The organism is Streptomyces bullii (assembly GCF_042657145.1).
Lineage (GTDB): Bacteria > Actinomycetota > Actinomycetes > Streptomycetales > Streptomycetaceae > Streptomyces > Streptomyces bullii.
Genome location: NZ_JBHSNY010000026.1, coordinates 1 through 23,882 on the forward strand (window position 1 = coordinate 1; position 23,882 = coordinate 23,882).

The window sequence follows — 23,882 nt, forward strand, 5'->3', positions numbered from 1 at the left end:
GACCCGCGTCGCCACCGACCAGCTCAACGCCCGCGCCCGACCCTGGATCTGGGGCAGACCCGCACCACCCACCAGGCGCTTACACCGCCGATATGTGTACATCCTTTGAGGAACGCAGCACTAGGGCGTGTATCGAAAGCGCCTGGTGAGCATGACGGAGAGCCCTTTTGTGATCAAGAATGATCGGATGGTCATGCTTGAGACTCCCCGTTTGATCCTGCGTCGCTGGCGCGAGGAAGACGTTGCGCCCATGGCTGCCGTCAATGCCGACCCTGAGGTCATGCGGTGGATCCGGGACGGCGGCGTCCTTGACGAACAGCAGACTCGCGGCCGGGTCCAGGCGTGGGAGAGCGAGTGGGAGTCACAAGGCTTCGGCCTGTTCGCAGTGGAGATCCGGTCCACTGGCGAGCTGGCCGGGTTCACCGGCCTCTCGGTGCCCAACTACTTGCCGGAGGTACTGCCGGCGGTTGAGGTCGGCTGGCGGCTGGGACGTTCCCACTGGGGGCAGGGCTTGGCCACCGAGGCCGCTGCGGCCGCTATCCGGTTCGGGTTCGAAGAGCGAGGGCTGGAGCGGATCGTCAGCATCGCTCAAGTGGGCAACGACGCCTCCGAACGGATCATGACCAAACTGGGGTTGCATCCGGTCCGTGAGACCGTCAATCCCGCCGGCGGTCGGCGAGTACGGGTGTTCGAGTTGTCGTCGGACCAGTACGTCACAACCACTCGTTGATAGCCGCTACCAGGACGGTCGCCTCGTAGCGGACCGCGAGTTTGTCGAAGCGGGTGGCCACAGCTCGGTGCCTTTTTGAGTCGGTTGATTCCACACTCGACCGCATGCCGAGCCTTGTAGTCCTCGGCGTCGAATCTGGGTGGCCGACCACCGAGCGCCCAGCTTCTTGCGGTTACGCGCCTGGTCGGCCTTGTCCGGGATGGTGCAACGGATGCCGCGTCGGCGCAGGTAGGCGCGGTTCCTGCGGGAGGCGTACGCCTTGTCAGCCCTCACGCGATTAGGACGGACACGTGGCCGGCCGGGCCCGATGCGGGGCACGCGTACCTTCTCCAGCACGCGTTCGAACTGCGGCGAGTCACCGCGCTGCCCAGCCGTGATCACGATCGACATGGGCCTCTGGCCCTGTTCGACGGCCAGGTGCAACTTAGTTGTGAACCCGCCGCGCGAGCGTCCCAGCCCGTGATCTCCGGGCTCGGTGAAGACACCTCCCGGTGGTTCCTAATGCAGGTCACCCCGCTTGCGGGCGCCGGCCGCATGCTGGTGAGCGCGGCACACCGTGGAGTCGACGCTCAGGTCCCAAGTGATCGCACCCTTCGCGTCGGCCAGGGACTGGAGCCGGGTAAGGAACCGGTGCCAGGTGCCATCCCGCTGCCATCGGCGGAAGAGGTCGTAGATCCGGCCCCACGGCCCGTACCCGACTGGCACGTCCCGCCACGGCACGCCGGTACGGACCCAGAACCTTATGCCGTCGATCAGCTGCCGCCGGGGCCAGACGGGCGGCCGCCCCGCCTTCATCCCCTTCGGCAACAACGGCTCCAACACCGCCCACTGTTCATCCGTGAGATCTCCCCGACCCATGAACCGTCATCATCCACGCTCAAGATCCACTTTCGATACACGGCCTAGCACCCCGTAGGTGGGACGGTGAGGCTGGCGGTCCTGCCGGACACGACCGCACAACGGTCGCCCACCATTACGTCCGTGCTCTCACCACCAACCACACGGGTGTCCCCGCTGCCGCCGACAACCGTGTCGCCCCCGCCCAGAGCGCAGGCCAGTCGTCGTGGGAGGGGTATTTGTCCGCCCGCGCCTGCACTGAGCAGGTACCTCCGCGACCGGCGGCGCAGTCGCTTCAGTCCGGGAACGGGTGACGCCCGAAGACGGGTGTCCACACCTCATCCGTCAGCCGAGCCCGGATGGGATAGCCCGGTGCGCAGACCTTGCACATAACGACCTCCCCGACCTCCTGGCCCTCGCCCAAGGCACGGTGCACGTCCTCGGGGGTGTGGCACTCGGGGAGCTGCTCCGCTGCCCCCTGCACCGCGGATTTGCGGCGCCGGTAGGCCTTCTGGCGGCAGGCGTTGGAGCAGTACTCGCGTGGCCGCCGACCGCACTGGGCTCGCCTTGCGAAGGGAGCATCGCACTGCTGGCAGCGCGGCGCGAACCGCTCCTCGATCCTCCATTCACGAATAAGCGCCCGCAGGCCGTTATCGATGACGATGGTTTCCCCACCCTGGGGGAACCAGATGTTGGCCAGCTCCAACTCCACACTGAGCTTCTGCGCCTGATAGACGGCTCCTGCACGTGCCATGAATGCACTGGACCAATTCTGGCCCCTAGCGTGGGCGAGCTCCTCCAGCCGCGTTCCGAATAGCGCGCAGGCCAAGAGCGTCTCCGCCTTCTCACGGTTCATAGATCGCAGAACGGTGCTCCAGGACGTGGTGCGCTCCACCCGGGGGCGCACCACAGCTCTTTCCCTGTGCCTGCCAGTCATCGTCCCCCCTCCCCGCTTCCTGGTTGCAGCGCCACGTCGTTCCGCATGACCACCAGGGTTTGCGCCGGCAGCGTACTGGGCTCGGGATCCGGCACGACCGGCTGAAGCGGCGCGGACGGAATCGACGGCTTGCCCCAGGGCAGCAGGCCGCAGAACGCGGAGATGACGTGGCTCAGTCCCAGCAGGACCTGCGGCAAATCGTCCGGCGCCGCCCGCCGCGTGATCAGCCAGGCCATGAAGGCGACCAGGCCGGAAACAGCCAACAGGACGAGCACGGCCAGTGCCACGAACCAGAAGGGCGCCCCCCACAGGGCGGCAGGCAGGGTGGGCAAGGTGGACCTCCAGGGACAAAAAGAGCCCCTGGGGAGTCACCCAGGGGCTCAGCGGTTCTCGAAAACAGAAACGGCCCATCTTCGCCGGGGAGAAGAGGAGCCGTAGTGCGTGCGGACAGACTTGTGGTGCCATTTCCAGGATGCCAGAGGCGCGACAACCACGTCAACTCACTCGAAGCAGCAGGTAGTTGCCCTATAAGTTCGTCTAGATACCGCCGCGGAATTTCGTAACGCCGGGCCGACGATGGTCCCACGGGTGCCGGAGGAAGACATTGACCGCCCCGAAGATCGTGCCGAAGCCGGCCAGCGCCAGCCCATGATCCACAGGTCGGGCCCGACCCCCGAGGAGTGCACCGTGTCGTTGAGCGGCGGGGTGGCAACCGGGATCACGATGCGATACGCCGTGGCCTCATCGAACCTCCGGACGACCGCTTACGGGATGTTCAGCCGCGCTTCCTTGTTTTGATCGTCACCGCCGGTACCTGCGACTGAGAGCCGCCGATGCCGCCCACGGTCCTCCTCCGGACCATGGAGCCGCAGTGGGTGGGCCTATAGGAAGCGCCACAAAGCTGTCCTGGGCTGACGCCACTACTTGCCAGTGACTGGTGCCACTACGTGTCAGTGGACAGAAGAAGGTCTCACCACGTCAGAGGACGAACCCAGGAGATCCGATGATGGCAAGGAAGCGACATGCCGCCACTGGCACTAGAACGGCACTTCACAACGCTCCTAAGTCTTCTCGCTTAGCCCTACCGGCCGAGCGCGGCGGCGGAGCCGGCGCGCAACGAGTGTCAGGCTACTGTCGGATCCCCGATGCCGCCGCGTCGACCGCGTCCGCCCTACTCCCTTTCTCTTCTCCATTTGGGCAGGGAGCAGGGGCAGCAGAGGGGATGTCAGCAGGCCGACCACGCGCCCGCAGGGTGTTGACTTGGGGGGACGTAGAAGCTGGCCACTGGGCCGCGCAACCTCCAGCGCAACACCTGACGCAACATCAGGCGCAACATCAGGCGCAACGCTGTACGCAACACGGGTCGCAACAGGTCTTCCCCTCACGGCTCACATCCACTATTATTTGAAGTCCTGGGGAGGTGACCCCCGGGAACCGCAGAAGTCCAACGAAGGGGAACACGTGGAGATCCAGATCTCTGACGGAATCGTCCGCCGAGTGCACGGCGGTAAGGACGCACCCATGACCGGCCTTGCAATTCAGGCCCGTACGGTCGCAAACTTCCTGCCCTTGCTTGTTCAGCGGGTGGGCGCGAATATTGTGCACAACTCCGACGCCCATTACACCGGAATTCGGTTCGACACCAAGGTTGGCCCGGTGGTGCTGGAAATGCCGACGGGTGACCGTCCTTACCGGCTCGTTCACGAACTCCCGGAGCCGGACGAGAACGGGCGCACCGAAGTGGAAATGCGGCGATTCCCGCAGATCTACAAGCCGCAGGGAATCGCGCACATCACGGCCGAGTTCCTCCAGTCGCGCGGGTTCCTGAAGTAATCCCCCCGGGGTGCCCCAGTCGGGGCACCCCCTCCACCCGGCATCACCGAGAAGAGAGGGACAACCGTGGAGAACAACACGCGGATTACGGGGCAGTCCGAGGAGACCACGGCACCACTCACGGACGCTGAGCGGGAACAGGCGACTTACGCGCTCCTGGAGTTGGCGCGCAGCGAGAGCGCCCCGGACGCGCTGAGGGTGCCGAGCAAGCAACTGGAGTTGATCCGGCCGTTCTTCGAGTTGGGTTGGGCGATGGGTGTGCGCACCGGTCACACAGGCCCGGCCATGGCCGACGTGCCGGTGGACCGCACCACGGTCGCGCGCGCGTTCGTCCTGCTGATGTCCGAGCGCGTGGCGGATCAACTGGTGATCGCGGTTGCCCGGAGTCTCGACCCGCAGCACTCCGGACCGGTGCTGTGGCAAAAGGTCGAGTACCACGGCAGCGTGACGCATCGCCACGGGACCTACTGGGTGAACGCGATTCACGCCCACGCCGACCCGTTCGGCGGGGCCCCGGAACTGCGCTACGACCTGTGCGAGATGCACGGTGTCACGCCAGTGCCGAAGGTCACGAACGTGCGCCGGACGAGCCTGACGCCGTTGCCCGCGTACCGCATGGGCTAAGTGTGCTGGTCAGGGGTGGGTTCACTCACCCCTGACACACACTATTATTGAAGTTATTCGGGGGCGGTGGCCCCGCCCCCGAACCGCAGAAGCCGACACGAAGGGGAGAACACCGCATGACTCAGCAGTTCGCCGAGCGCGCCACGAACGTGGCACCCACCGGCGCCCGCAACGCCGAACTCTCCGACCTGGTCCGCATCCTGGAGGACCAGAACCGGCGCAAGCTGGACGTGATCGCCCCCGCGTCCGCGCTGCGGTTCCGTGAGGGAAACGTGCACGTCGAGGGTGTGGAGTCCCTGATCACCGAGGACGGTGTGACGGACGTAGACGGCATCTACCGGCCCACCGCCGTGGCCGACGAGGGGATCGCCGACAAGCTCCGTATCCCGCTCGCCTACCTGCGCCGCATGCGCGCTGAGAACGTCCCGCTGCTGGACGAGAACGTGAACGCGTGGCTTCGTGAGGAGCCGCAGCGCCGTTTCATGCTCCGCGCGTTCCGGGGTGAGAGCGGCCCCGGCATGCCGCCCTCCGAGGGCGTGGCCCGTGCACTGCTGTCCGACAGCTACAAGCTGATGGACAACTTCGACATGCTGCTGGCCGCGCTGGACGGGGTGAAGCAGTCCGGCCACCCCACCCGCGTGACCGGGTGCGACCTGACCGACCGGCGCATGTACGTGCGCGTCGAGTCCGAAGCCGTCGCCATCCAGGCCCCCGAGCTGCTGCGCGGCTACCGCTCCCCGTTCGACGGACGCAACGGTGACGAACTCCCGGTGATCTCCGCAGGGTTCGTCATCACCAACAGCGAAGTCGGTTCCGGGGCGTACACCATCACCCCGCGCGCCGTCATCCAGGTGTGCCGCAACGGCCTGACCGAGACCAAGGACGTCATGCGCGCCGTGCACCTGGGAGGCAAGCAGGACGAAGGTGTCGTGTCCTGGTCCGGCCAGACCCAGCGCAAGACGCTGGAGCTGATCACGTCCAAGACCGCCGACGCCGTGCGCACCTTCCTGTCACGGGAGTACGTCGAGGCCAAGGTACGCCAGGTCGAGGCCGCCGCCGGAAAGACGCTGGACGAGCCGACGAAGACGATCGAGCACGTCACCAAGACGCTCAGCATCGGTGCCGAGGCCAAGGACATGATCCTGTCGCACTTCGTGCGGGGCGGTCAGATGACGGCCGGGGGCGTGATGCAGGCCGTCACGTCGACCGCGCAGACCCTCACGGACGCCGACCAGGCCGCCGCCCTGGAAGCGCTCGCGCTGCCCGCTCTGACGGCCGCCGCCGCGCACGGCTGACAGACCCCCGTGCGGGCCGGGACCCTCCCCGAGCCCGGCCCGCACGGGCCCCACGCCCCGCCCCAGCGCAGGGCGGGCACCCCTCCCGGACCGCCCGGGGGTGCCCGCCCGGTCCCAGAGCGCGGAGCGCTCCCCCACCCGGTCAGGGAGCGCGGAGCGCGCCCGCCCGGCCCTCTGCCGCGTAGCGGCAGCGCGACGCGTCTGCGGAGCAGACCGCGCGCCCAGAAGAACCCCCGCCGCGCCACGAGACACGTGCGCCGGCCCCCGGTGCTCACCGCCCCGTCCGCAAGGAGTACCCGCATGCCCGCACGCCCGGAGCGCACCCGCCCCGACGACGCCGCGCTTGCGGCCGCCATGAGCCGCACCCTGACCGCGCTTGCAGCCCTGCTCCAGGCACTCGGCGACGGCGAACACCCGCTCAACCTCGTGGCCGAGCCCACCGACGACACGTTCGTCCGGGCTCAGGCCGACCTCTCCGTCGGCACCGCCCCGCTGCGCCTGGCCGTGGTGGACGAAGACGACTACTGCGCGCTGTGCACGCTTCTGGTTTTCGCGCTGGAGGGAAGCACCGTACGCAGCGCCGTTCTGGTCGCCACCACGGCCACCGAGCCCCACCCCCGCGCGTGCGGCTGGGCCGTGCGGAACGGGTGGCTGCACCCCATGGACACCGCCGAACTCCAGCAGGCCGTCATCCCGTGCCCCGGCGTCCCCGCCGTACTGCGGAAGGTCTACGACGCGCCGGTCCTGTCACAGATCACCGACACCGACGAGGAGGGCCCCCGTGCTGAGAAGCCAGCCGTCACCGACAACGGCTACTGCACCAACACCGCCCCGGTCCCCGGCACCATCCACACCGTCAACGCCAAGAACACCGGCGCGAAGTTCTTCCGCCTGCACGGCCGCCGCTACGGCGAATGCCCGTGCGGCAAGGAAGTGTCCCTGACCGAGCGGGACATGCTGCGCCGCCACAAGCCGCCGCAGGAGTAACCCACAGACGCCGTCCGCCGCCCCGTCCCCCTCGGGGCGGCGGACGGCCCGCCCCGGCCAGAGCGCCACTGGCCGAAGAACTGCCGCCGACGCCCGCGCCCTCCCCTTCGGCGAGCGCGGGGCGGCAGGCCCCCGCTCACCGAACCGAACCGCCGAGGAGCCGCAGCCCATGACCAGCGAGAGCCTGACCGTCGACACGCCCGCCGGCACCGTGTGCGCGACCGCCGGCCCCCGCCAGGACGACGCCGTCGTCTTTGAGCTGGGCGGGGCGCTGCGCGGCAGCGTGCACGTCACAGGCACCCACCACCCCCACTACTGGGACCCGTTCACCGCCGTACGCGCCTGCCTCGGCCCCGTCAACGCCTACCAGACCACCGCCCCCGACGACGCCCTACCGCGGCTCACCCGCAGCCGCACCCGCTACCACGGCAGCCTGACCCTCTACCCCGACGACTACGCCGACCGCCCCCAGGTCAGCGTGTACCCGATGACGTCCGCCGACGGGCACGAGCCGCCCGAGAAGACGGCAGTGACGCTCACCGCCGTCCTGCGCGCCTGCGCCGCCCATGTCGCGCAGCGCGGCGACCTGCCCGTGATCCTGGATCTCTCCCGGCAGCGGGACACTGCCGCTCTGCTGCGCTTCCTCACCTGGTCGGCCGCCCACCACCAGGCCGAAGCCGCCCGCTTGGAGCGGGAGGCCCGCGCAGCCCACCCCGCGCGGCGCGCCGCCGTGGCCGCTTGGTGGACCGTCGCCCGCTGGTTCACCGCCTGCCCGCACCCGGTCCTGCTGCTGATGCTGGCCGACCTCCCCTACCCGGTGCTCCCCAACCCGCTGGCCCGCACCGTCGATGTGAAGCAGTGGTGGGCCCCGTACTGCCTCACCGCGGCCGCCCGAGAGCACGAGCACGCCCGCCGCGCCCAGGCCGAAGCCGACTCCCTGCGTGTCCAGCAGCGCTCACGGCGCCCGGCCCGCCGCCCGCAACCGCGCGCGCACGCTGCCCCACACGCGGCGCGCCTGGAACTGGACGCGTCGTGACGATGCGCTGGTTGATGACCCTCGGAGAGCGCACCCGCCCCGAGACGCCCACCTACGCCGAGTGCCCGGGCCCGAACGAGGCCCGCGCCGTCGCCCTGGTCGACGACTGCGGCCAGCTCTTCCCCATCCTGCTGGCGTGGCGGCGGGCACTCGGACGCGAAGTGACCGGCTGGGCCGAGCAGGTCGAGGCGGACGACGTCGAGAACCTCCCCCAGCACGTGACCGAAGACTGGGGGCCCGGTCTGCGGCTGGACACGATGCCCGGCGGGTACGTGAAGGTCTCGGACTACCGCGACCACCAGCCGCCCGACGCGGTCACCGCCGGTCCCCGCATGCTCATGCGCTGAATGCGGCCTCAAAAGCCGCAGGTCAGAGGCGGGTTCACACCACCCAGTATTACACTATTATGGATGTTGCGGGAGGGGGTTTCTCCCCCCACACCGCCCCCTCCCGCACCCAAAGACCAACCGAAAGGGCCGCGATGCCCGAGGAGTTCACGTTCCCGCGCAACACCGGTTCGTACGGCTACCGGGTCCTCGACCGCCAGGATCCGAGCACGAGTTACGGCGTCGTCTGGCACGACCCGGGAGTGTGCCAGTGGGTCGCCGAGTATCCGGGCAACCGCCCGGGCAGCGGCGGCGGGATTCCCGGTTTCGCCAGCCGGGAATGGGCCGCGCGCTTCCTGTACCGCTACCGCAAGCCCCAGCCGTCCGGCCGCACCTGACCGGCCACCCGCCTCACACCGCCGCCAGTCACAGCAGGGACCGCGCATTGGCCACCTTCGGCCACATCACCCGCGAGCGCTGCGACCAGTTGGGCCGCGCCCTCACGGCCGCCGGCTTTTCCTGGACGGACAACGGCCGCCAGGACAAGCCCGAGTTCCTGACTTACACCGCCACCGACGCGCACGGCCGCGAGTGGAGCATCAGCCCGGCCACCAGCAACCAGATCACCCCGTCCCGGCCCGCGAGTATCTGGCAGGCCCAGTGCACCGAGCCGATGCACCGGTCTCCGGTCCTGTCCGCCCGGGCGGTCGTCGACCACATCCGGGCGTTCCCCGCGTGACCGGCCCGCTGCGGCCGTGGCGCCCCGAAGACTTCGACGACTGGTGCGAGACGTGCGGCGCAGCACCGGGCCAGTTCTGTAAGCCGACGTGCGACACCGGCTACACCGCCGAGGACTTCCGCCGAGACGCCGAGCCCCGCGACCAGGACGCGCCCGCGCCGCCCGAGCCGGGCACCCACCACCCTCCCGAAGGAGTGAAGACGCCGCCATGCCGCAGGAGTTGACCACCCAGGAGCAATTCGACGCATTCGCCGACGATGTGGCGCGGGAGCTGGGCACGCACTGCCGGACCGCCCCGCTGCCCGAGTACTCCCGCGGTCTGGCACGGCTCATCGTCGACGGCGACGGCCGCGCCGTACGCCTGTGCCAACCCGACGACGAGCAGCCCAGCAGACTCAAGGTCTACGCGGCCCTCCCGGACGAGGCCCAGGTGCAGACCCCGTCGATCAGGGTCACAGCGATCAGCGCCCGCCATGTGGCACGCGAGATCACCCGGCGGCTCTACCCGCTGCACGCCGAGGCCGCCGAACTGGCCGCCCAGATCGCCGCCCGGCAGCAGGCGGAGGCCAGCGCCCGCGCCGCAGTCGCCGAAGCCGTGGCCGGCGCGCTCCCCGGCGCCCGCATCGAGGAGCAGTACCGGCGTACACGGATCATCTGGCAGCACGACGCCCGCCCGCCCGGACAGCAGGGCCCCGTCCAAGTGGACAGCGTGTGCGTAATCGTCGGAGCCTCCGGGGAGTCGGTGACCGTCGAAGCATCCGGCTGCCCCGCCCGAGTGATCTCCATGCTGGCTGCGTTCGCCCAACCCACGCGGGAGTGAACAACCAGGTCAGGGGCAGGTTCCCAGCCTCACTAAACACACTATTATTGAATATGCCAGCCCCGGGGGCCCCATCCCCGCAGGGACCGCCGCCCGCCCGCCGCACGCCCCCGACGACCGGCCAACGCGAGCGGGCCGCTCCTGCCATCCGTCCCCGCAGAGGCGGTCCGCTCAACTCACCCACGAGAAAGGCGCGCACGTGACCTACACACCCCCGCCCTCCGAGTGCCACCCGAACGAGCCGGACGCCGACCGATCACGCACGGGAGGAGACGCGGCGCGTACCGACCGCCAGACGATGCGCCGCGTTCTGCGCCGCGAAATCTCGGGCACCATCGGGCTGCACCGATGAGCACGACTTCCGCGCCATGCGGCACTACCGCAGCTTCGCCTTCGACGACTACGCGACCTACCTGGCAGGGGTTGAGGACCTTCTCAAGGCCCGCGCCTCGCAGGGCATGCACACCATGCTCGCCCTCTTCGACCCCGAGGAGTACGCCGACTTCTGCGCCGACACCGGCCTCGACCCCGACAGCCCGTCCAGCCGCGCCCGCTTCACCGCCGAGACCGCCACCACGGGCCCCACCATCCCGTACGACGGCGAGCCCCTGGCCGACATCGTCCCGGCCCTGATCGACGAAGCCGTCCGCAAGGCCACCTGGGAATACGCCTCCACACTCCTGGCCCGCCTCGGCGCCTGCGCCGCCTGCGGAAAGGACGTCGGCCACGAGGCCTTCGCCCGAGCCCGAGACTCCCTCGTCCGCATCCTCGACACCGCCGACCCGGGCCACCGCCACTTGGTGTGCAGCGTCTCGGCCACGCCGGAGACGCTGGTCTCCGTCCTGCACGCGGACACGGACCCCGACGGTGCTACCCACCTGGACGACACCGAGGCCCTCGAATTCACCACGGTCCTCGCCCTCGGTCTCGCGGCCCTGCCCGGCGCACTCGTCATGAGGACCCGCAGCCCGGGCGCCCCGGACCGCGTCTACGGCTGGCGGCTGCGAGCGGGAGACCTCGAACCCCTCACGGCCGGAGAAGTCTTCGACGCCTACTGCACCGACATCGACTCCGGCGACCCCATCTCTCCGGAATCGGGCGTCGACTACTGCGCGCCGCCCGACCTCAGCCCGGACGGCCCGACGCCGGGCCACCACCACTGAACGAGCCGGGCCGCCGCCGGCACTCGCCCGCCAGGGCGACGGCCCCAGTTCTCAGGAGTACACCAGGGCGGCGCCCAAATCCCTGGCGTCGCACACACGCCGAATTCTGACCTCGCGCACTCCCCTCGTTTACGCAGGTCAGGGGTGGGTTCACACGCTCACAACCCACACTATTATTAGTAGTGAGGTTCCGGGGTCGTCACCTCCCTCATTCCGTGGCGACCCCCTCCCCCTCCAGTCCCAGGAGTTGCCATGCTTCGAACGCTGCGCCGCGCCCTGCGATCGGCACGCCTCCGGATTCCGGCCCGCCGGTTCAGCGCCGGGATCGCGGCGCTGCCGCCTACCGCACGCGAAGCGCTCGGCACCGACATCACCGCCGAGGAAGCCATCGCCTACAACCGCAGCCGCGTCGCCACCGCAACCGCCGTCGCCCTCTACCGCAGCGGATACACACTGCCCATGCGCGACCTCGACCTGGACGACGCCGTGCACGCCCTGGACTTCCCCTACTCGATCCCGAGCCAGGAGACCCGCGCCGCCATCCGTGCCGCGCTCGCCGTCCTGGACGCCGACTACACCGTCACCGTCACTCACTGACCAGCCGTCAGCCCTGACCTGTGGGCCGCCCCGTCCGGGTGGCCCGCGCCGGAAGGAGACCCGGTGTTCCTGGTCGTACCCGACCCCGCCCACGGACTGGTCGCCGCCCCCAGGTCCTCTGACGATCTCACGCCCGGCACCGAGGAGACCCTCACAGCCCAGGGATTCGCCTGGAACAGCGAGATCGAGGCGTACACCCGCCCGACCGACAACAGCCCCGCGGCCGTGGAACTCACCGCCGGCGCCCTGCGCGAACTGGGCCACTACGTCTTCTCCTCCTACACGCCGCTGCCCACCGCCTGACCGGCGCCCCTTCCCCGGCCGGGCAACTGCCCCGACCTCGCAGGCCCCTTGCACGGATGGAGTTCCGTCATGCCCCGACGCCGCCCCAAGCCGCCCGTCCGGTACGCCGTCACCGGGCACGAGGGAGCCCACCAGGTCGTGGACCAGCTCCACGGGTACACGCTCAGCAGCCACACAACCCGCCCGGCCGCGGAGGACGCAGCGCGCGAACTGGCCTCCAACCCCGCCGCCGCCATCGCGGCCGTGGAGGAACTCGACGCCGCCCAGAGCGGCCCGGCGGCCACCGAGCGACGCATCCTGCGCCGGTACGGATACGCCTGGAGCCTGCGCCAGGACGAGATGCTCTCCCTCATGCGGGAGTTCAGCCACCGCCGCCTGGAGACGCTCGTCTCCAACGGCCACCTGTCCACGGTGTTCACTCCGGCCGGCCAGCCGTACTACACCACGCCCGAGCGCTTCGATGAGCTGTCACCGCGCTGGGTGCGCGACGGGGACGAGTCCTTCCCGGCCGCCGAGCCCGCCCGTCTCGAGCGCCCCCGCCCAGCCCTTGAGCTGCTGCCGCAGCGCAAGCGCTGGGAACTGTGCGAGCTGCACGGGATCGCCCTTGGGCGCTGCCTGCTGTGCGGGCCGCGCGAGGACTTCGAGTGCCAGTGGGGCGAGTGCACCGCCAACCGCGTAACGGCGTACTGCGAGCGGTGCGTGCGGCTCGACCCCCGGCGCAGCTTCCCGCTGCCGCCGCACCGGGACCGCGAATAGCAACAAAGCGGCAGGTCAGGGACGGGTTCACATCCGCCACCACACTATTATTGATGTTGTTGGAGCTCTGATGGCGAGCACGGCCACCCAGCCGCACGCGAGGAAGGACACCGCCGATGAAACCCCTCGATCTGGCCCAACTGCTGGCCGCGCCGACCGATCCTCCGGTGCGCGACGCGCTTCGCCGTCTTGCACCCAGATCCCTGGACGCGCTGATCATCGAAGCCCTCTCGGCTACCGAGGAGGCGTGGCGGCAGGTCGCCGTCGACCGAGTCCTGGAGTTCGTGGCGGAGCAGCCCGGCGACGGCCGCCCGGTGGTCGCCGCGTACTTCACGACGACGGAGCGCCGGACCGCGGACGGCATGCACGTCGGATGGAGCCCGTTCGTCGCGGCGCTCGCGAGCACCGAGGACGTTCCGGATCTCAGGCACACCCGCACCACGGCGGTGGCCGTGCCGGTGGGCGAGGCGACGCTGGCCGAGGAGGTGTTCGCCGACCCGGAGTTGACCGATGCACTCAACCGGCTCGCGGCACTGGACCCGCCCGGGCACGAGGACGTCCTGCGCATCCACCTGCCAACCCGCCAGGTCACCCGCGTGAAACCCTGACTGTCGATCCGTGCGGGCGCTGCGGCGCCCGCACGAAGGAGGTCCGCGCCATGCCGGTTCCGATCCTCTGCCACATCTGCCACAGGGGCCGCTACGAGCCTCGGGATCCGGGGTCCTACGCCTGCCGGTCCTGCGGCGACCGCGCCACCGAGTCGACGTTCCCCGTACAGAGCGACGAACGGCTCGTTGTGCTCGCGGGCGTGCTCCAGGTCCTCGCCGTGCCGGACGGCCACCAGGTGATCACGCCCACCCGGCGCTGCCACGCCCTGCACCTGGGCGCGAGTCTGGTCCTCGCCCTGCGGCTCAACCGGACCCACCCGGTGTACCGGCCTGCTGAGGACGTCCAGGCCGCCGAAGACTTGCTGGCCGCCCTGGACGCCGACGAGCAGGGTCCTTGGGTGCTGTCCCCCGCGCAACTGGGCGTCCTCACCCGGGCTATGGACGTCCGCGATGCACTGCTGCCCTCGGCATCCCGGCAGCACCCGGACTTGGACGCCGAGATCCGAGCCGCCCACCTCCGCAGCCAGCGCCCGTCCACTGCCTGAACCCGGCCGCCGGCCACCCCCGGACGCCCCACGCCACCCGGGCACCGAACGGACGCCGCTCGCAAGGCAGTTCGGAGGCGCAGGTAGCACACCAGACCGGCATTTCCGCTGGTCAGGGGGTATCTAGCCCTCACCGGGAACCATACTATTATTTTTAATACAAGGGAGTTGGTTCCCGCCAATTCACCGATGAGGCAAGGAGAAGGAGAGCCGCATGGCCACCGCCGTCTCGACCCCGACCGACAAGAGCGACGAACACGAGGAGGCCGCGCCGCAGGTCGTCAAGCTCGACCCGGCACTGCTGGTGCGCGACGAGTGCAACGCGCGCGAGCACGACACCGAGCCGGACGAGAAGCTCATCGCATCCGTCAAGGAACTCGGCGTCGAGGAGCCCATCAGTGTCCGGCCCCGGCCTGACGGGACCTTCGGCGTCTTCAAGGGCTGGCGGCGCGCCCAGGCGGCGCAGGCCGCGAACGCCGCCGCCGAGCAGGACGGCCGCCCCGTACGCCTGGTCATGGCATACGTGCGGGAGGACCTGGTCGGCCGCGACGGCTGGACGCGGTTTCTGTCCCTGGTCGAGAACGACCACCGCGAGGGCATGAGCGAGCGCGACACCCTTCGGGCCCAGGAACTCGCCCTGATCGACATGACCGACGTCGACCGGCGCACGGCCGCCAAGGCCCTCGGTGTGGGCCGCAACGCAGCCAAGCAGGCGAAGGCGGCGCAGAAGCTCAACGACGCCGTCCTGCGCCGGACGGCGGCGGCAGGCATGGACCTGGAGCAGACCGCCCAGCTCGCCGAGGTCGCGGGCGTGCGGGGCGCGGAGGACCGGCTCATGCGTGCGCTCTCACGCGACCACGCCGAGGGCAAGGGCGGGCGCGGCCACTGGGATCAGGAGATGGCGCTGCTGCGCGCCGAGCAGGCCGACGCCGAGACCCGTGCCAAGGCCGAGGAGGAGCTGAGGGCGGCGAACATCCCCCTGCTGGGCAGGGTGCCGTCTTACGAGAAGGACCCGTCCCGTCCCCTGACGGAGCTCACCAGCGGGCTGGGCAACCCGCTCACCGAGGACAACCACAAGAACTGCCCCGGCCACAGCGCTCGCCTCGACGACGAGCACCGGCCCGTGTGGCACTGCGCCGACCCGGCCGCGTACGGCCACAAGGTCCGGGCCCAGCCGAAGAAGCCCAAGACCGAGGAGGACGAGCACAAGGCCGAGGAGCGGGCCCGGATCGTGGCGTGCAACCGGGCCTGGAAGGCCGCCGCCGGACCGAGGCAGGAGTTCGTCAAGCGGCTGGTGCGCGGCAAGACCCTGCCCGACGAGGCCCGGCTGTTCGCCCAGCAGATCCTGATGGACCTGCCCCGCTTCTACGGCAAGTGGGCCGAAAAGCAGCGCACCCAGACCGTGGCGCTGCTGCTCGGAGCCAAGGACCCCGAGAACGACTCGGCCTCCGAGACCGCCGCCAGCTTCCCCAAGAACCGTCTGGCCAACGTGCTGTTCGCCCAGGTCGCCGCCGCGTTCGAGGACGCCATCCGCGAGCCCAAGCAGTTCGACACCGCCCGGATGACGCACGTCTACCTCTGGGAGTCCCCCGACCGGCTCCAGGCCGCCTACCTGCTGCTCCTGGAATCCCTCGGACAGGCCGACGACGGCAGCTACCAGCTGTCCGAGGTCGAGCAGCAGGCCGTCGCCAGCCACCGGCCCAACGCTGCGGCCTGACCCACGCGGATCCGGCGGGTGCCGACATCCGGTGCCCGCCCCGGAACGCCAGACCGACCCCTCGGCCCCATCACGAACCAGGAAAGAGGCGCCATGCCCACCCTTGCCGAAATCCGCACCTTCGTCAGCGGACTGTCCGACGTCGGAGCCGTGGTCGCTCTCCAGGAGGCGGCGGCCACGCGTCTGATCGAACTGGACGCCGCCAAGCGCCCGGTCATCCTCCCGGGCCGCATCGGCCGGATCAACACCACGATCACTCCTGCCTGCCTGCGCCGCCTGACCGGCACCGTCGGACAACCCAACAAGACCCGCAGCCGTTTCGACTTCCTGCTGGACGAGGACTCCACCGACCAGCTGCGCCGCGACCCGCACAACACCCGCTTCACCGTCCCCGACGGCGAGAAGCGCTATCGCATCCCGAAGGTCCCGGCCTCCTGCATCGAACTCACCGACATCCCGGCCGACTCCTAGACCGCCCGGACTGGGGCTGAGCCCGCATACCCGCCCCACCCCGCCGCCTCGAATGGCTCCTCCACCCCCCGGCCGGGCACACCCCGTGCCCGGCCGGTTGTCCACCCCTCCACGCAGAGAGGCGAACCAGCATGCCCATCACCATCGACGACGTCCGGGACTTCATCCGGCAGTTGCCCGACGCGGCAGCCGTCGCCCAGGTACAGGAGGCCGCCGCACAGCGGCTCCGCGCCATCGACAAGGCCGCGTTCGCTCACATCCAGTCCGGGCGCCGGGCACGCATCAGCCCCGCCCTGCGCTCGAAGCTGCTGCGCGGCCTGACCGGCACCGTGCAGGAACGCAACCGCACCGGCAGCCGTGCGGGCTTCCTTCTCGACGAAGAGTCGACCCGGCAGCTGCGCGCCCACCCCCGCAACAGCCACTACCGCATCCCGCAGAACGTCCGGCGCTTCCGGATCCCCGGCAACGGTGTCCCGATCTCCTGCCTGGAGCTGATCGAGGACTGACCCGCGTGCCTGCGTCGCACCGCCGCGTGCGGCGCAGGCGGATCCGGACCCGCGCGAGGCGGGACAGCCCGTCTGGCTATCCCGCCCCCTCACGAAAACGACGTGCCACCCACCATGTCCGCCTCCGCACAGGCCTTTGAGGAGAGACCCCACCAGCCGGTGCTGGTCATCAGCGACCGCCTCGACGACGACCCGATCGGACTGCTGCCGTGCCCGGTCCCTGTGAAGCACTTGCCCTCACCTCTGTTCACCTCCGAGGAGTACCAGAGCGCTCCGCTCGTGCTCCTGGACGACCGCAGCTACACGAACTTCACGCTCCGACACATGCCCCACCGGCCGGGCCTGATCGTGGCGGCCGCCGACCCGGACGACGGCACGGCGTATCCCCGGGCCGCGGCCATCGGCGCCGAAGCCGTCCTGCGGGCCGGACAAGACGTGGCCTGGCTGCACCTGCGCCTGCACGCCGCCACCGACTGCCGCTACGCCCACTGGGAAGCGCTCCTGACCGGCCCGCCCCCACCGGAGGACAGCTGATGCCCGGCCGTCGTCACTCCCAGCCGACCCACCCTCCCGCGATCCGAAGGACGTCACCAATGCACCCGATCCCCCAACGCTGTGCGCGCCGGCCACTGGCGGGCGGGCTGGTGGTGCCGTGGGTGTCCCTCATCCACGGCGGCCACGCGGCATTCGGCAGTCTCGACGCCGAGCGGGCCCGTACCGCCTTCCTGCACCGCCTATGCCAGATCTGCGGCCAGCACCTGGACGAGCGATGTTTCCTGATCGTCCGCCCGGCCGACGTGACCCAGGGCTGCTCCCCGGAACCGGCGCTGCACCCCGAGTGCCTGCCGTACGCCGCCGCGCACTGCCCCATGATCAACGGCACGGCCACGCACTACCGGCAGCGTCCCGTCCTGGCCAACCACCCGGCAGGGCGGCCCTGCACCGATCCGTCCTGCCCGTGCCCGGCCCTCTCGCCCGACGAGGGCCACGCCGCCCGCAGCGGCAGCCCGGCCGACCGGTACGAGGCATGGATGATCCACACCCGGAACTACCGTCTGGTCTTCCCGCCGGACCGGCCCGATGCGCCCTCCGGCATCAGCCTCAACGTGCCCGTCCTACGCAGGCGCGTCCTGCGCACCGCCCAGCTCACGGCCGAACAAGAGCGCGTGATGGGGCTGGTGCGCAGCCTCCTGGACGGCAACCCGTGACCCCTACTCGTCCCACCACCCCTTCGTTGAAGGAGGCTTCCGTGATCACGCCCGACTCGGCCACGCCCGAGGGTGCAGCAGTCATCGACCTGTACGAGCAGATGAACGCGCTGCAGGAGCACACTGGCGAGTGGCCCGGTGCCGAAACCGTCGACATCCTCGGCAAGTGGCTCGCCCGCTTCGACTTCACCGGCCCGGTGCCCCGCACACGGCTCGTCGCGGGCAGCGTCTGGGTGCTGCGTCGCCAGGACCGTCACGCGGACGAGGTGACGCTGTGGAACGACGAGGACTCCGCGCTGGCCGCCCTGGCCGGGCACGTCCGCAGCAGCTGGGACAACCTGCTCGGGGACGACGGCATCCCGGAGCACCCGCCCCTGAACGACCGTGAGGCCGTCGACATGTACTACGGGGCAGACCAAGAACGTGGAGACGAGCACTACTCGCTGTACGCCGACGACATCGGCCGGCTGGTGCGGACCCTGCCTGCTCCGGGCGGCTTCCGCTTCCCGGACGAGGAGGTCTGCGCCAAGGTCAACAGCGCAGCCGTCTTCCATCCGATGGCCGGCCCCGACGACGAAGGCCTGCCCTGCATCGAGATCGCCGGAGTCCTGGTCTTCACCTACCTGGACGCCGACATGCAGGCCGTGCGGGTATCGGTTCACCTCGACACCACCGACGAGCTGCTCGTCCAGCCCGGGCAGACGGTGCCTTTGCACGTGGAGGTCGAGGACTCCACGGTGTTCAGCGGAGGCGCCACACCGGCGCCAGCGGCATCCGGAGGGTGGCGGCAGTGGCTGCGACGGCTGAGCCGCTGGATGCAGAGGACGAGGGGGGATTGACTCACCCCCGGAACACACTATTATTTGAGTTAGGAGGTGTTCGCATGGCCCCGTCGATCACGCACGTGTCCGGCACCGTCACCAGCGACGTCGAATGCCGCTTCACCGAATCCGGCATCGCCGTCTGCCGCTTCCGCCTCACCGAGACCCCGAGCCAGTGGGACGCCGCCACACAGAAGTGGCGGGACGGGACCCCGATCCCCTACGTGTGCACCGCCTGGCGGGACCTCGCCCGCAACGCCGTCGAATCCCTCACCAGCGGAGTCACCGTCCTGGTCAAGGGCCGCATCACCGAGATCAAGGACAACTCCATCTACCTGAGCGTCGACGACATCGGCATCAGCCTGAGCCAGCGCATCGCCTACACCGAAGCCAGCCTGCCCAGCCCGGCCGCCGCCGCTCCCGTCACCCCTCCCCCGACGCCTCAGCCCGCCGCACCGAGCGCGCACCGTCCCCCCACCAGGCAGCCCGGCAATCCTCCGGCCTGGTGGGAAAAGCAGAGGTCCTCCGGCTGCTCCAACACCGCCGCCTCCAGCGCCGACGGCTCTCCCCTTCACGTCGGCCGCTGACGCTCTGCCCCTTCTTCCCCTTCACCGCCCACCCCGGCGCGGTACCGGTTCGCCTGCCGGTGCCGCGCCATGCCCGAGAGGCCGCCATGCCCGAGCCCGCCCTGCCCGAACGTGCCGCCCGCGCCGCGCTGGCCGCCCACTTCGCCCCGGACCAGGTCGCCGCCGACCTCGCCGACTACTCCCCTGCCGAGGTCTGGCAGCGGCGCGTGCGCCGCGACAACAGCGGGCACCTGGCCCAGTACAAACCGCGCGAAGAACTCGACAAAGCAACTCTGACCTGCCCGTTCGTCATCCCCTCGGACGAGGTCTGGCCCATCGCCCTGGAGGACCTCGGGCCCCACTGCCCGCTGGGCATGTGGGTCCGCGGCAGCGACCAGCTGCCCCAGCTGACCGCCCGCTCCGTCGCCGTGACCGGCAACCGGAACGCCACCGAGCAGGCCATCGCCCACACGCACACCTTCGCCGCGGCGGTCGCCGAGGCCGGCCACACGGTCACCGCCACACTCGCCTACGGCGTCGACTCCGCCGCCCACCGGGCAGCCGCTCAGGCGGGCCGGTCGACGCTGGCCGTCCTGCCGCGTGGCCTCGACCGCGCCCACCCCCACGACCACGCCCAACTGCTGAGTTCCATCCCCGCCGACGGCGGCGCAGTGGTCAGCCTCTACCGGCCCGGCACCGCAGCCAGCGGCGCGACGCTCCACGCCAGCGCCCGCCTCCTGGCCGCACTCGCCCGCGCGGTGATCCTCATCGAGGCCCTCGACCACGCCGAGGCGACCCGCACCGCCGAGTCCGCCCTCGCCCTCAAACGGCCCCTGCTCGCCGCGCCCCCTGACGGCGACGTCCGCTCCAGCGGCAGCGCCCGCCTGCTCGCCGAGCAGCGCGCCGTCCTGGTCGCGGACCCCGCAGCCGCGCTCGCCCTGCTCTGAGACCCCAACCGCCCTCCCGGGAGAGGACCGTGCCGTGCCTGAGCACGTCGACTTCTTCGAGGCCGTCGTCACCGCCTACCCCGACGACGCCGACCACGCCCCACTGCTCGCCGACCCCGTTCACGCGCGCGTGGCCCGCGCCGGCGACGTCGTCGAGGGCGACCTGATCCTGGCCGCTGTCTCCCTGCGCGGCGCCGACTACTTCAACGACCAGTACACCGCCCACCCCGAGCCCTACGACCCGGCCTGCCAGTGCGGCGTGTGCTGCCACCTCACCCACGAACCCGGCCCCGTCGTCGTGCTGTCCAACGGTCATCTCTGGCCGACCTGCGACCCGTGGCTCGCCGACGCCCTGGTCCTCATCATCCCCGCCCAGCCCCTGCCCGACCGGATCGCGAAGGAGTGACGCACCGCCATGCCTAGCACTGCGTTCACGCCGTCGCTGCCCGGCCTCGCTACCGACGACGAGCTGGACACCGTCATCAACTGGGGGCTCGGCGCGGACTCCACCGCCTACCTCGCGCGCATGCTCACCGACCCCGCCGCGCACGGCATCGACCTGGCGCGCACCGCCGTCCTCTACATGGCCACCGGCAGCGAGTGGCCCGAAACCCGGCTGCTGTGCGAGGAGTTCATGCTTCCGCTGCTGCGCTCCCGCGGCGTGCGGTTCGTGCAGCTGGCGCGGGCTGGGCACCTGAAGGCCGACGGGATCACGATCCTGGACGACTCCCGCCACCCCGAGCGGCTGTTCGCCCGGGGCCTGTGGACGCTGTGGGACGAGCTGGAGTCCGTGGGGACCGTCCCGCAGCAGGCCGGCGTCCGCAAGTGCAGCCTGCGGGCAAAAGGCGAGGTCGGCGACCGGTGGATCACCCAGGTCTTCGGCGGCCGCCCGTTCAGGCAGATCATGGGCTTCAACGCCGACGAGGAAGGCCGCCGCTTCGGCGACCAGGCCGCCTCGAAGGTCCCCGGACGCACGGGCGTGTTCCCGCTCATCGACTGGGGCTGGGACCGGCAGCAGTGCGAGGCCTACCTCCTGGACCGGTTCGGCGTGCACTGGCCGAAGTCGTACTGCACCTTCTGCTGCTTCCCCCACCTCCATGGGCGCGCTGCCCGCCCACCTGGAACGCATGCGCTCCCATCCGGACATCGCCGGTGAGGTGCTGCGCCTGGAGTACACGGCGATGAGCCTCAACCCCAACGCGAAGCTCTACGGCCGCAAGACCCTCCTGGAGATGTTCGACCCCTCGCGGCCGCGGGACCGGGCGTGCCTGGAGGCGTTCGAGCGGGAGCTCGACATGCCGTGGGCGCTGTACCACGTGCGTCGGCTGTTCCTGCTGTCCGACTCCGGAAAGCGGCGGCCGGTGATGCGCTCCACCGAGCGCGTCGACCTCGGCCGCCCCCAGCAGCTCGCCCGGCGACTGATCTCCGTCTCCGAGCGACACCACGTCGACGTCGAGCACGACCCCATCTACGGGCGCGCCCGCTCCTGGGTGCGCCGCCGCGCGAAGGCGTGGCCGATGGCGGAGGAACTCTTCGCCACCGCCCCCGCCCGCGTGATCAACAAGCAGGACGAGGCCTTCGAGGAGGAGTGGGACTCCCTGCTCTCCGGTGCCGCCGCCCAGCTCCCGCTCGCCTGAACCGCCCGACCACCGACCTTCGGAAGGACCCGTCATGTGCGCACCCATGTCCTTATCCCCGGCCCGCGCCTCGCTCCCGTGCCGTGCTGTACCTGGCCACGCCGTCCGGAGCTGACGTACGGGCCGCCATGCAGGCCGGCCTCCTGGGCTGCATGACGACCCCGGCGCAGGGCAACGTGATCCCGCCCGGTGCCCTGTACGCCTGCGACAACGGCAAGTTCGGCAAGGGCTGGCCCGGCGCCGAGGGCTGGTTCGCCTGGCTGAAGGCGACCGTCGACCGCTACGGCCGAGACCGCTGCCTGTGGGCCGTCGCCCCCGACGTCCCCATGGACGCCGTGGCGACCTTGGCCGAGTCGCTGCCGTGGCTGGAGCGGATCCGCGCACTGGGTGTTCCGGTCGCTTTCGCTGCCCAGGACGGCAGCGAGCGCGGCCTCATCCCCTGGGACTTGATCGACGTGCTGTTCCTCGCGGGCTCCACCCAGTGGAAGACCTCACCGGCCGCGCACCGCCTGGCCCTGAGGGCGCAGGAGCGAGGCATGGCCGTCCACATGGGCCGCGTCAACTCCCGTCGGCGGCTGCGTATCGCGCAGGCCTTCGGGTGCACCAGCTGCGACGGCACCTATCTCGCCTTCGGGCCCGACACCAACCTTCCCCGCCTTCTCGCCTGGATGAACGAACTCCACGCCACCCCCACTCTGTTCGGAGACGAGACATGACGACCTGGCTGCGCCTGATCGGCGCATCGATCATGGGCATCCTCGACCCCGTCCCCTCCAGCGTGACCTCCCCGATGACCGAGGCGGAGGGCGCCTGGGTCCGCGCGAACGCCTGGACCAGGGGACTGCGCAAGATCGAGGACGCCTACCCCCATGGCTTCCACCGCTGGTGCTCCTGCGAGCGGGGCATCTGCCACCCCTGCGGCTCCGGTCACCACGCCCAGTGCGTCAGCGCCAGCGGCCCCCGCCTCGACGACTACGCCGGCACCATCACCGACCGCGGCGGCTTCGTCGTCGCCGTGATCCACCACGGGCTCGGCCAGCAGCCCTGCCGGTGGTTATGCCCCTGCCCCCACCCTGCCGACGGCACGGACCCCGTGGACACTCCGGCCGCCCCGGAGAAGAGGCCGGTGCGGCAGCGACGCGGTTCCTCCGTCTCCGACGATCAGCTCACCTTGCTTCCCGGCCTGGATGCGGACCTGTCCGAGAAGACCGCAGCAGACGGGGAGGGACAGTGAGCCTCCCGGTTCAAGAGACGCTGCCGTTCGAGGACTTGGCCGAGGCACAGTCAGCGTCGCCCTGGTGCCAGCGGTGGCGGGCGGGAAAGCACTCCTGGCGCCACGTCCGGGATGGCGGCTTCGATGCCCGGAACTACCGCGTGGACGTCATCCCCGAGGAAGAGCCGGCCAAGACGTTTGTGCTCGCGCACCACTACTCGCGGTCGTACCCGGCGGTGAAGGTGCAGTTCGGCCTGTACGACGTCTCCGGCAGCAGGCGTCGCTGTGCGGCGTTGCCGTGTTCGGGGTTCCGGTCAGCACAGCTGTCCTTACCAAGCCCCTGCCGGGGCTGCGCCCTTACAAGGAGTCGCTGGTGTGCTCGCGCTTCGTCCTGCTCGATGAGTGCCCCGGCAACTCGGAGTCGTGGTTCCTCGCCCGCTGCTTCGATGCTCTGCTCGCGGACGGGGTACGCGGCGTTGTCTCGTTCGCCGACCCCGTCCCGCGCCGCACCGCCTCCGGCCGACTAGGCGGTTTCGTTTGGATCATCGGGTGGACCAGAGGAAGATGCCTGCGATGTGGAGTCCGGCCAAGTAGATGGTGGCGGTCTTCTCGTAGCGGGTGGCGATGCCGCGCCACTGCTTGAGGCGGTTGATGCACCGT

General features: G+C 70.3%; 30 protein-coding genes and 4 pseudogenes. 30 read left to right on the forward strand and 4 right to left on the reverse strand.

Going from position 1 to position 23,882, the window contains the following annotated elements; genetic code table 11:
- Nucleotides 1-193 precede the first annotated feature (193 nt).
- On the forward strand, nucleotides 194-730 hold the full coding sequence (locus ACFPZJ_RS38860; protein ID WP_381031738.1) for a GNAT family N-acetyltransferase: 537 nt from the start codon (nucleotides 194-196) through the stop codon (nucleotides 728-730).
- On the opposite strand, the pseudogene ACFPZJ_RS38865 reads toward ACFPZJ_RS38860, so the two are convergent.
- From ACFPZJ_RS38865 to ACFPZJ_RS38875, 3 genes and pseudogenes are all read right to left on the reverse strand, one after another.
- Nucleotides 714-1,588 (reverse strand): annotated as a pseudogene (locus ACFPZJ_RS38865) (IS5 family transposase). The gene ACFPZJ_RS38860 and the pseudogene ACFPZJ_RS38865 sit on opposite strands and share 17 nt — an antisense overlap.
- Before the next feature lie 274 nt (nucleotides 1,589-1,862).
- A complete protein-coding gene (locus tag ACFPZJ_RS38870; RefSeq protein WP_381031689.1) occupies nucleotides 1,863-2,423 on the reverse strand; it encodes a hypothetical protein in 561 nt (186 codons plus the stop codon).
- Between the two features lie 77 nt (nucleotides 2,424-2,500).
- Nucleotides 2,501-2,836 carry a hypothetical protein gene (locus ACFPZJ_RS38875; RefSeq protein ID WP_381031691.1) on the reverse strand — a complete coding sequence of 112 codons (336 nt, stop codon included), beginning with the start codon at nucleotides 2,834-2,836 and terminating at the stop codon, nucleotides 2,501-2,503.
- Nucleotides 2,837-3,965: 1,129 nt separating this feature from the next.
- Here ACFPZJ_RS38875 and ACFPZJ_RS38880 point away from each other — a divergent pair.
- The 29 genes and pseudogenes from ACFPZJ_RS38880 to ACFPZJ_RS39950 all read left to right on the forward strand — a co-directional run.
- Nucleotides 3,966-4,337 carry a hypothetical protein gene (locus ACFPZJ_RS38880; RefSeq protein ID WP_381031693.1) on the forward strand — a complete coding sequence of 124 codons (372 nt, stop codon included), beginning with the start codon at nucleotides 3,966-3,968 and terminating at the stop codon, nucleotides 4,335-4,337.
- A gap of 66 nt (nucleotides 4,338-4,403) precedes the next feature.
- Nucleotides 4,404-4,961: a hypothetical protein gene (locus ACFPZJ_RS38885; RefSeq protein WP_381031694.1), complete on the forward strand. Its 558-nt coding sequence runs from the start codon at nucleotides 4,404-4,406 to the stop codon at nucleotides 4,959-4,961.
- Between the two features lie 116 nt (nucleotides 4,962-5,077).
- Nucleotides 5,078-6,256 carry a DUF932 domain-containing protein gene (locus ACFPZJ_RS38890; RefSeq protein WP_381031696.1) on the forward strand — a complete coding sequence of 393 codons (1,179 nt, stop codon included), beginning with the start codon at nucleotides 5,078-5,080 and terminating at the stop codon, nucleotides 6,254-6,256.
- Between the two features lie 300 nt (nucleotides 6,257-6,556).
- Nucleotides 6,557-7,243, forward strand: a complete 687-nt coding sequence (locus tag ACFPZJ_RS38895; protein WP_381031698.1) for a hypothetical protein — start codon at nucleotides 6,557-6,559, stop codon at nucleotides 7,241-7,243.
- A 169-nt stretch (nucleotides 7,244-7,412) separates the two neighbouring features.
- On the forward strand, nucleotides 7,413-8,279 hold the full coding sequence (locus ACFPZJ_RS38900; protein ID WP_381031700.1) for a hypothetical protein: 867 nt from the start codon (nucleotides 7,413-7,415) through the stop codon (nucleotides 8,277-8,279).
- A 14-nt stretch (nucleotides 8,280-8,293) separates the two neighbouring features.
- Nucleotides 8,294-8,626, forward strand: a complete 333-nt coding sequence (locus ACFPZJ_RS38905; RefSeq protein WP_381031702.1) for a hypothetical protein — start codon at nucleotides 8,294-8,296, stop codon at nucleotides 8,624-8,626.
- Nucleotides 8,627-8,760: 134 nt separating this feature from the next.
- Nucleotides 8,761-9,003 carry a hypothetical protein gene (locus ACFPZJ_RS38910; protein ID WP_381031704.1) on the forward strand — a complete coding sequence of 81 codons (243 nt, stop codon included), beginning with the start codon at nucleotides 8,761-8,763 and terminating at the stop codon, nucleotides 9,001-9,003.
- Nucleotides 9,004-9,050: 47 nt separating this feature from the next.
- Complete coding sequence (locus tag ACFPZJ_RS38915) at nucleotides 9,051-9,344, forward strand: hypothetical protein (RefSeq protein WP_381031706.1); 294 nt, start codon at nucleotides 9,051-9,053, stop codon at nucleotides 9,342-9,344.
- A 208-nt stretch (nucleotides 9,345-9,552) separates the two neighbouring features.
- Nucleotides 9,553-10,164, forward strand: coding sequence for a hypothetical protein (locus tag ACFPZJ_RS38920; RefSeq protein ID WP_381031708.1), 612 nt, complete (start codon nucleotides 9,553-9,555; stop codon nucleotides 10,162-10,164).
- 298 nt (nucleotides 10,165-10,462) lie between these two features.
- A pseudogene (locus tag ACFPZJ_RS38925) lies at nucleotides 10,463-11,327 on the forward strand (hypothetical protein).
- A gap of 252 nt (nucleotides 11,328-11,579) precedes the next feature.
- Nucleotides 11,580-11,924: a hypothetical protein gene (locus ACFPZJ_RS38930; RefSeq protein ID WP_381031710.1), complete on the forward strand. Its 345-nt coding sequence runs from the start codon at nucleotides 11,580-11,582 to the stop codon at nucleotides 11,922-11,924.
- Between the two features lie 63 nt (nucleotides 11,925-11,987).
- Nucleotides 11,988-12,227: a hypothetical protein gene (locus ACFPZJ_RS38935; RefSeq protein ID WP_346088448.1), complete on the forward strand. Its 240-nt coding sequence runs from the start codon at nucleotides 11,988-11,990 to the stop codon at nucleotides 12,225-12,227.
- Nucleotides 12,228-12,296: 69 nt separating this feature from the next.
- Entirely contained in the window at nucleotides 12,297-12,983 is a 687-nt protein-coding gene (locus ACFPZJ_RS38940) for a hypothetical protein (RefSeq protein WP_381031711.1), read from the forward strand.
- Between the two features lie 116 nt (nucleotides 12,984-13,099).
- Entirely contained in the window at nucleotides 13,100-13,591 is a 492-nt protein-coding gene (locus tag ACFPZJ_RS38945) for a hypothetical protein (protein ID WP_381031713.1), read from the forward strand.
- A 50-nt stretch (nucleotides 13,592-13,641) separates the two neighbouring features.
- Complete coding sequence (locus ACFPZJ_RS38950; RefSeq protein ID WP_381031715.1) at nucleotides 13,642-14,136, forward strand: hypothetical protein; 495 nt, start codon at nucleotides 13,642-13,644, stop codon at nucleotides 14,134-14,136.
- A gap of 214 nt (nucleotides 14,137-14,350) precedes the next feature.
- Nucleotides 14,351-15,853, forward strand: a complete 1,503-nt coding sequence (locus tag ACFPZJ_RS38955; RefSeq protein WP_381031717.1) for a ParB/RepB/Spo0J family partition protein — start codon at nucleotides 14,351-14,353, stop codon at nucleotides 15,851-15,853.
- A gap of 93 nt (nucleotides 15,854-15,946) precedes the next feature.
- On the forward strand, nucleotides 15,947-16,324 hold the full coding sequence (locus ACFPZJ_RS38960) for a hypothetical protein (RefSeq protein ID WP_346088439.1): 378 nt from the start codon (nucleotides 15,947-15,949) through the stop codon (nucleotides 16,322-16,324).
- A 131-nt stretch (nucleotides 16,325-16,455) separates the two neighbouring features.
- A complete protein-coding gene (locus ACFPZJ_RS38965; protein WP_381031719.1) occupies nucleotides 16,456-16,830 on the forward strand; it encodes a hypothetical protein in 375 nt (124 codons plus the stop codon).
- Nucleotides 16,831-16,932: 102 nt separating this feature from the next.
- On the forward strand, nucleotides 16,933-17,364 hold the full coding sequence (locus tag ACFPZJ_RS38970) for a CpaE-like family protein (RefSeq protein WP_381031721.1): 432 nt from the start codon (nucleotides 16,933-16,935) through the stop codon (nucleotides 17,362-17,364).
- A gap of 59 nt (nucleotides 17,365-17,423) precedes the next feature.
- Nucleotides 17,424-18,038 carry a cell envelope biogenesis protein OmpA gene (locus ACFPZJ_RS38975; RefSeq protein WP_381031723.1) on the forward strand — a complete coding sequence of 205 codons (615 nt, stop codon included), beginning with the start codon at nucleotides 17,424-17,426 and terminating at the stop codon, nucleotides 18,036-18,038.
- A gap of 41 nt (nucleotides 18,039-18,079) precedes the next feature.
- The gene (locus ACFPZJ_RS38980) at nucleotides 18,080-18,877 is read left to right on the forward strand and encodes a hypothetical protein (RefSeq protein WP_381031725.1); all 798 of its coding nucleotides are present in this window, start codon (nucleotides 18,080-18,082) and stop codon (nucleotides 18,875-18,877) included.
- Nucleotides 18,878-18,921: 44 nt separating this feature from the next.
- Nucleotides 18,922-19,446: a single-stranded DNA-binding protein gene (locus ACFPZJ_RS38985; RefSeq protein WP_381031727.1), complete on the forward strand. Its 525-nt coding sequence runs from the start codon at nucleotides 18,922-18,924 to the stop codon at nucleotides 19,444-19,446.
- 86 nt (nucleotides 19,447-19,532) lie between these two features.
- Complete coding sequence (locus ACFPZJ_RS38990; RefSeq protein WP_381031729.1) at nucleotides 19,533-20,372, forward strand: DNA-processing protein DprA; 840 nt, start codon at nucleotides 19,533-19,535, stop codon at nucleotides 20,370-20,372.
- A 34-nt stretch (nucleotides 20,373-20,406) separates the two neighbouring features.
- A complete protein-coding gene (locus ACFPZJ_RS38995; RefSeq protein ID WP_381031731.1) occupies nucleotides 20,407-20,778 on the forward strand; it encodes a hypothetical protein in 372 nt (123 codons plus the stop codon).
- Between the two features lie 9 nt (nucleotides 20,779-20,787).
- Complete coding sequence (locus ACFPZJ_RS39000) at nucleotides 20,788-21,528, forward strand: hypothetical protein (protein WP_381031733.1); 741 nt, start codon at nucleotides 20,788-20,790, stop codon at nucleotides 21,526-21,528.
- On the forward strand, nucleotides 21,500-22,009 hold the full coding sequence (locus tag ACFPZJ_RS39005; RefSeq protein ID WP_381031735.1) for a hypothetical protein: 510 nt from the start codon (nucleotides 21,500-21,502) through the stop codon (nucleotides 22,007-22,009). The genes ACFPZJ_RS39000 and ACFPZJ_RS39005 overlap by 29 nt, the downstream gene beginning before the upstream one ends.
- 83 nt (nucleotides 22,010-22,092) lie before the next feature.
- Entirely contained in the window at nucleotides 22,093-22,725 is a 633-nt protein-coding gene (locus tag ACFPZJ_RS39010; RefSeq protein ID WP_381031737.1) for an aldo-keto reductase family protein, read from the forward strand.
- The gene (locus ACFPZJ_RS39015; protein ID WP_189891843.1) at nucleotides 22,722-23,243 is read left to right on the forward strand and encodes a DUF6248 family natural product biosynthesis protein; all 522 of its coding nucleotides are present in this window, start codon (nucleotides 22,722-22,724) and stop codon (nucleotides 23,241-23,243) included. Before ACFPZJ_RS39010 ends, ACFPZJ_RS39015 begins: the two co-directional genes overlap by 4 nt.
- Nucleotides 23,197-23,661: pseudogene (locus ACFPZJ_RS39950) on the forward strand (hypothetical protein); the annotation flags it as partial. The gene ACFPZJ_RS39015 and the pseudogene ACFPZJ_RS39950, both read left to right, overlap by 47 nt.
- A 103-nt stretch (nucleotides 23,662-23,764) precedes the next feature.
- Here the strand turns inward: ACFPZJ_RS39950 and ACFPZJ_RS39020 are convergent.
- Nucleotides 23,765-23,882: pseudogene (locus tag ACFPZJ_RS39020) on the reverse strand (IS5/IS1182 family transposase); the annotation flags it as partial.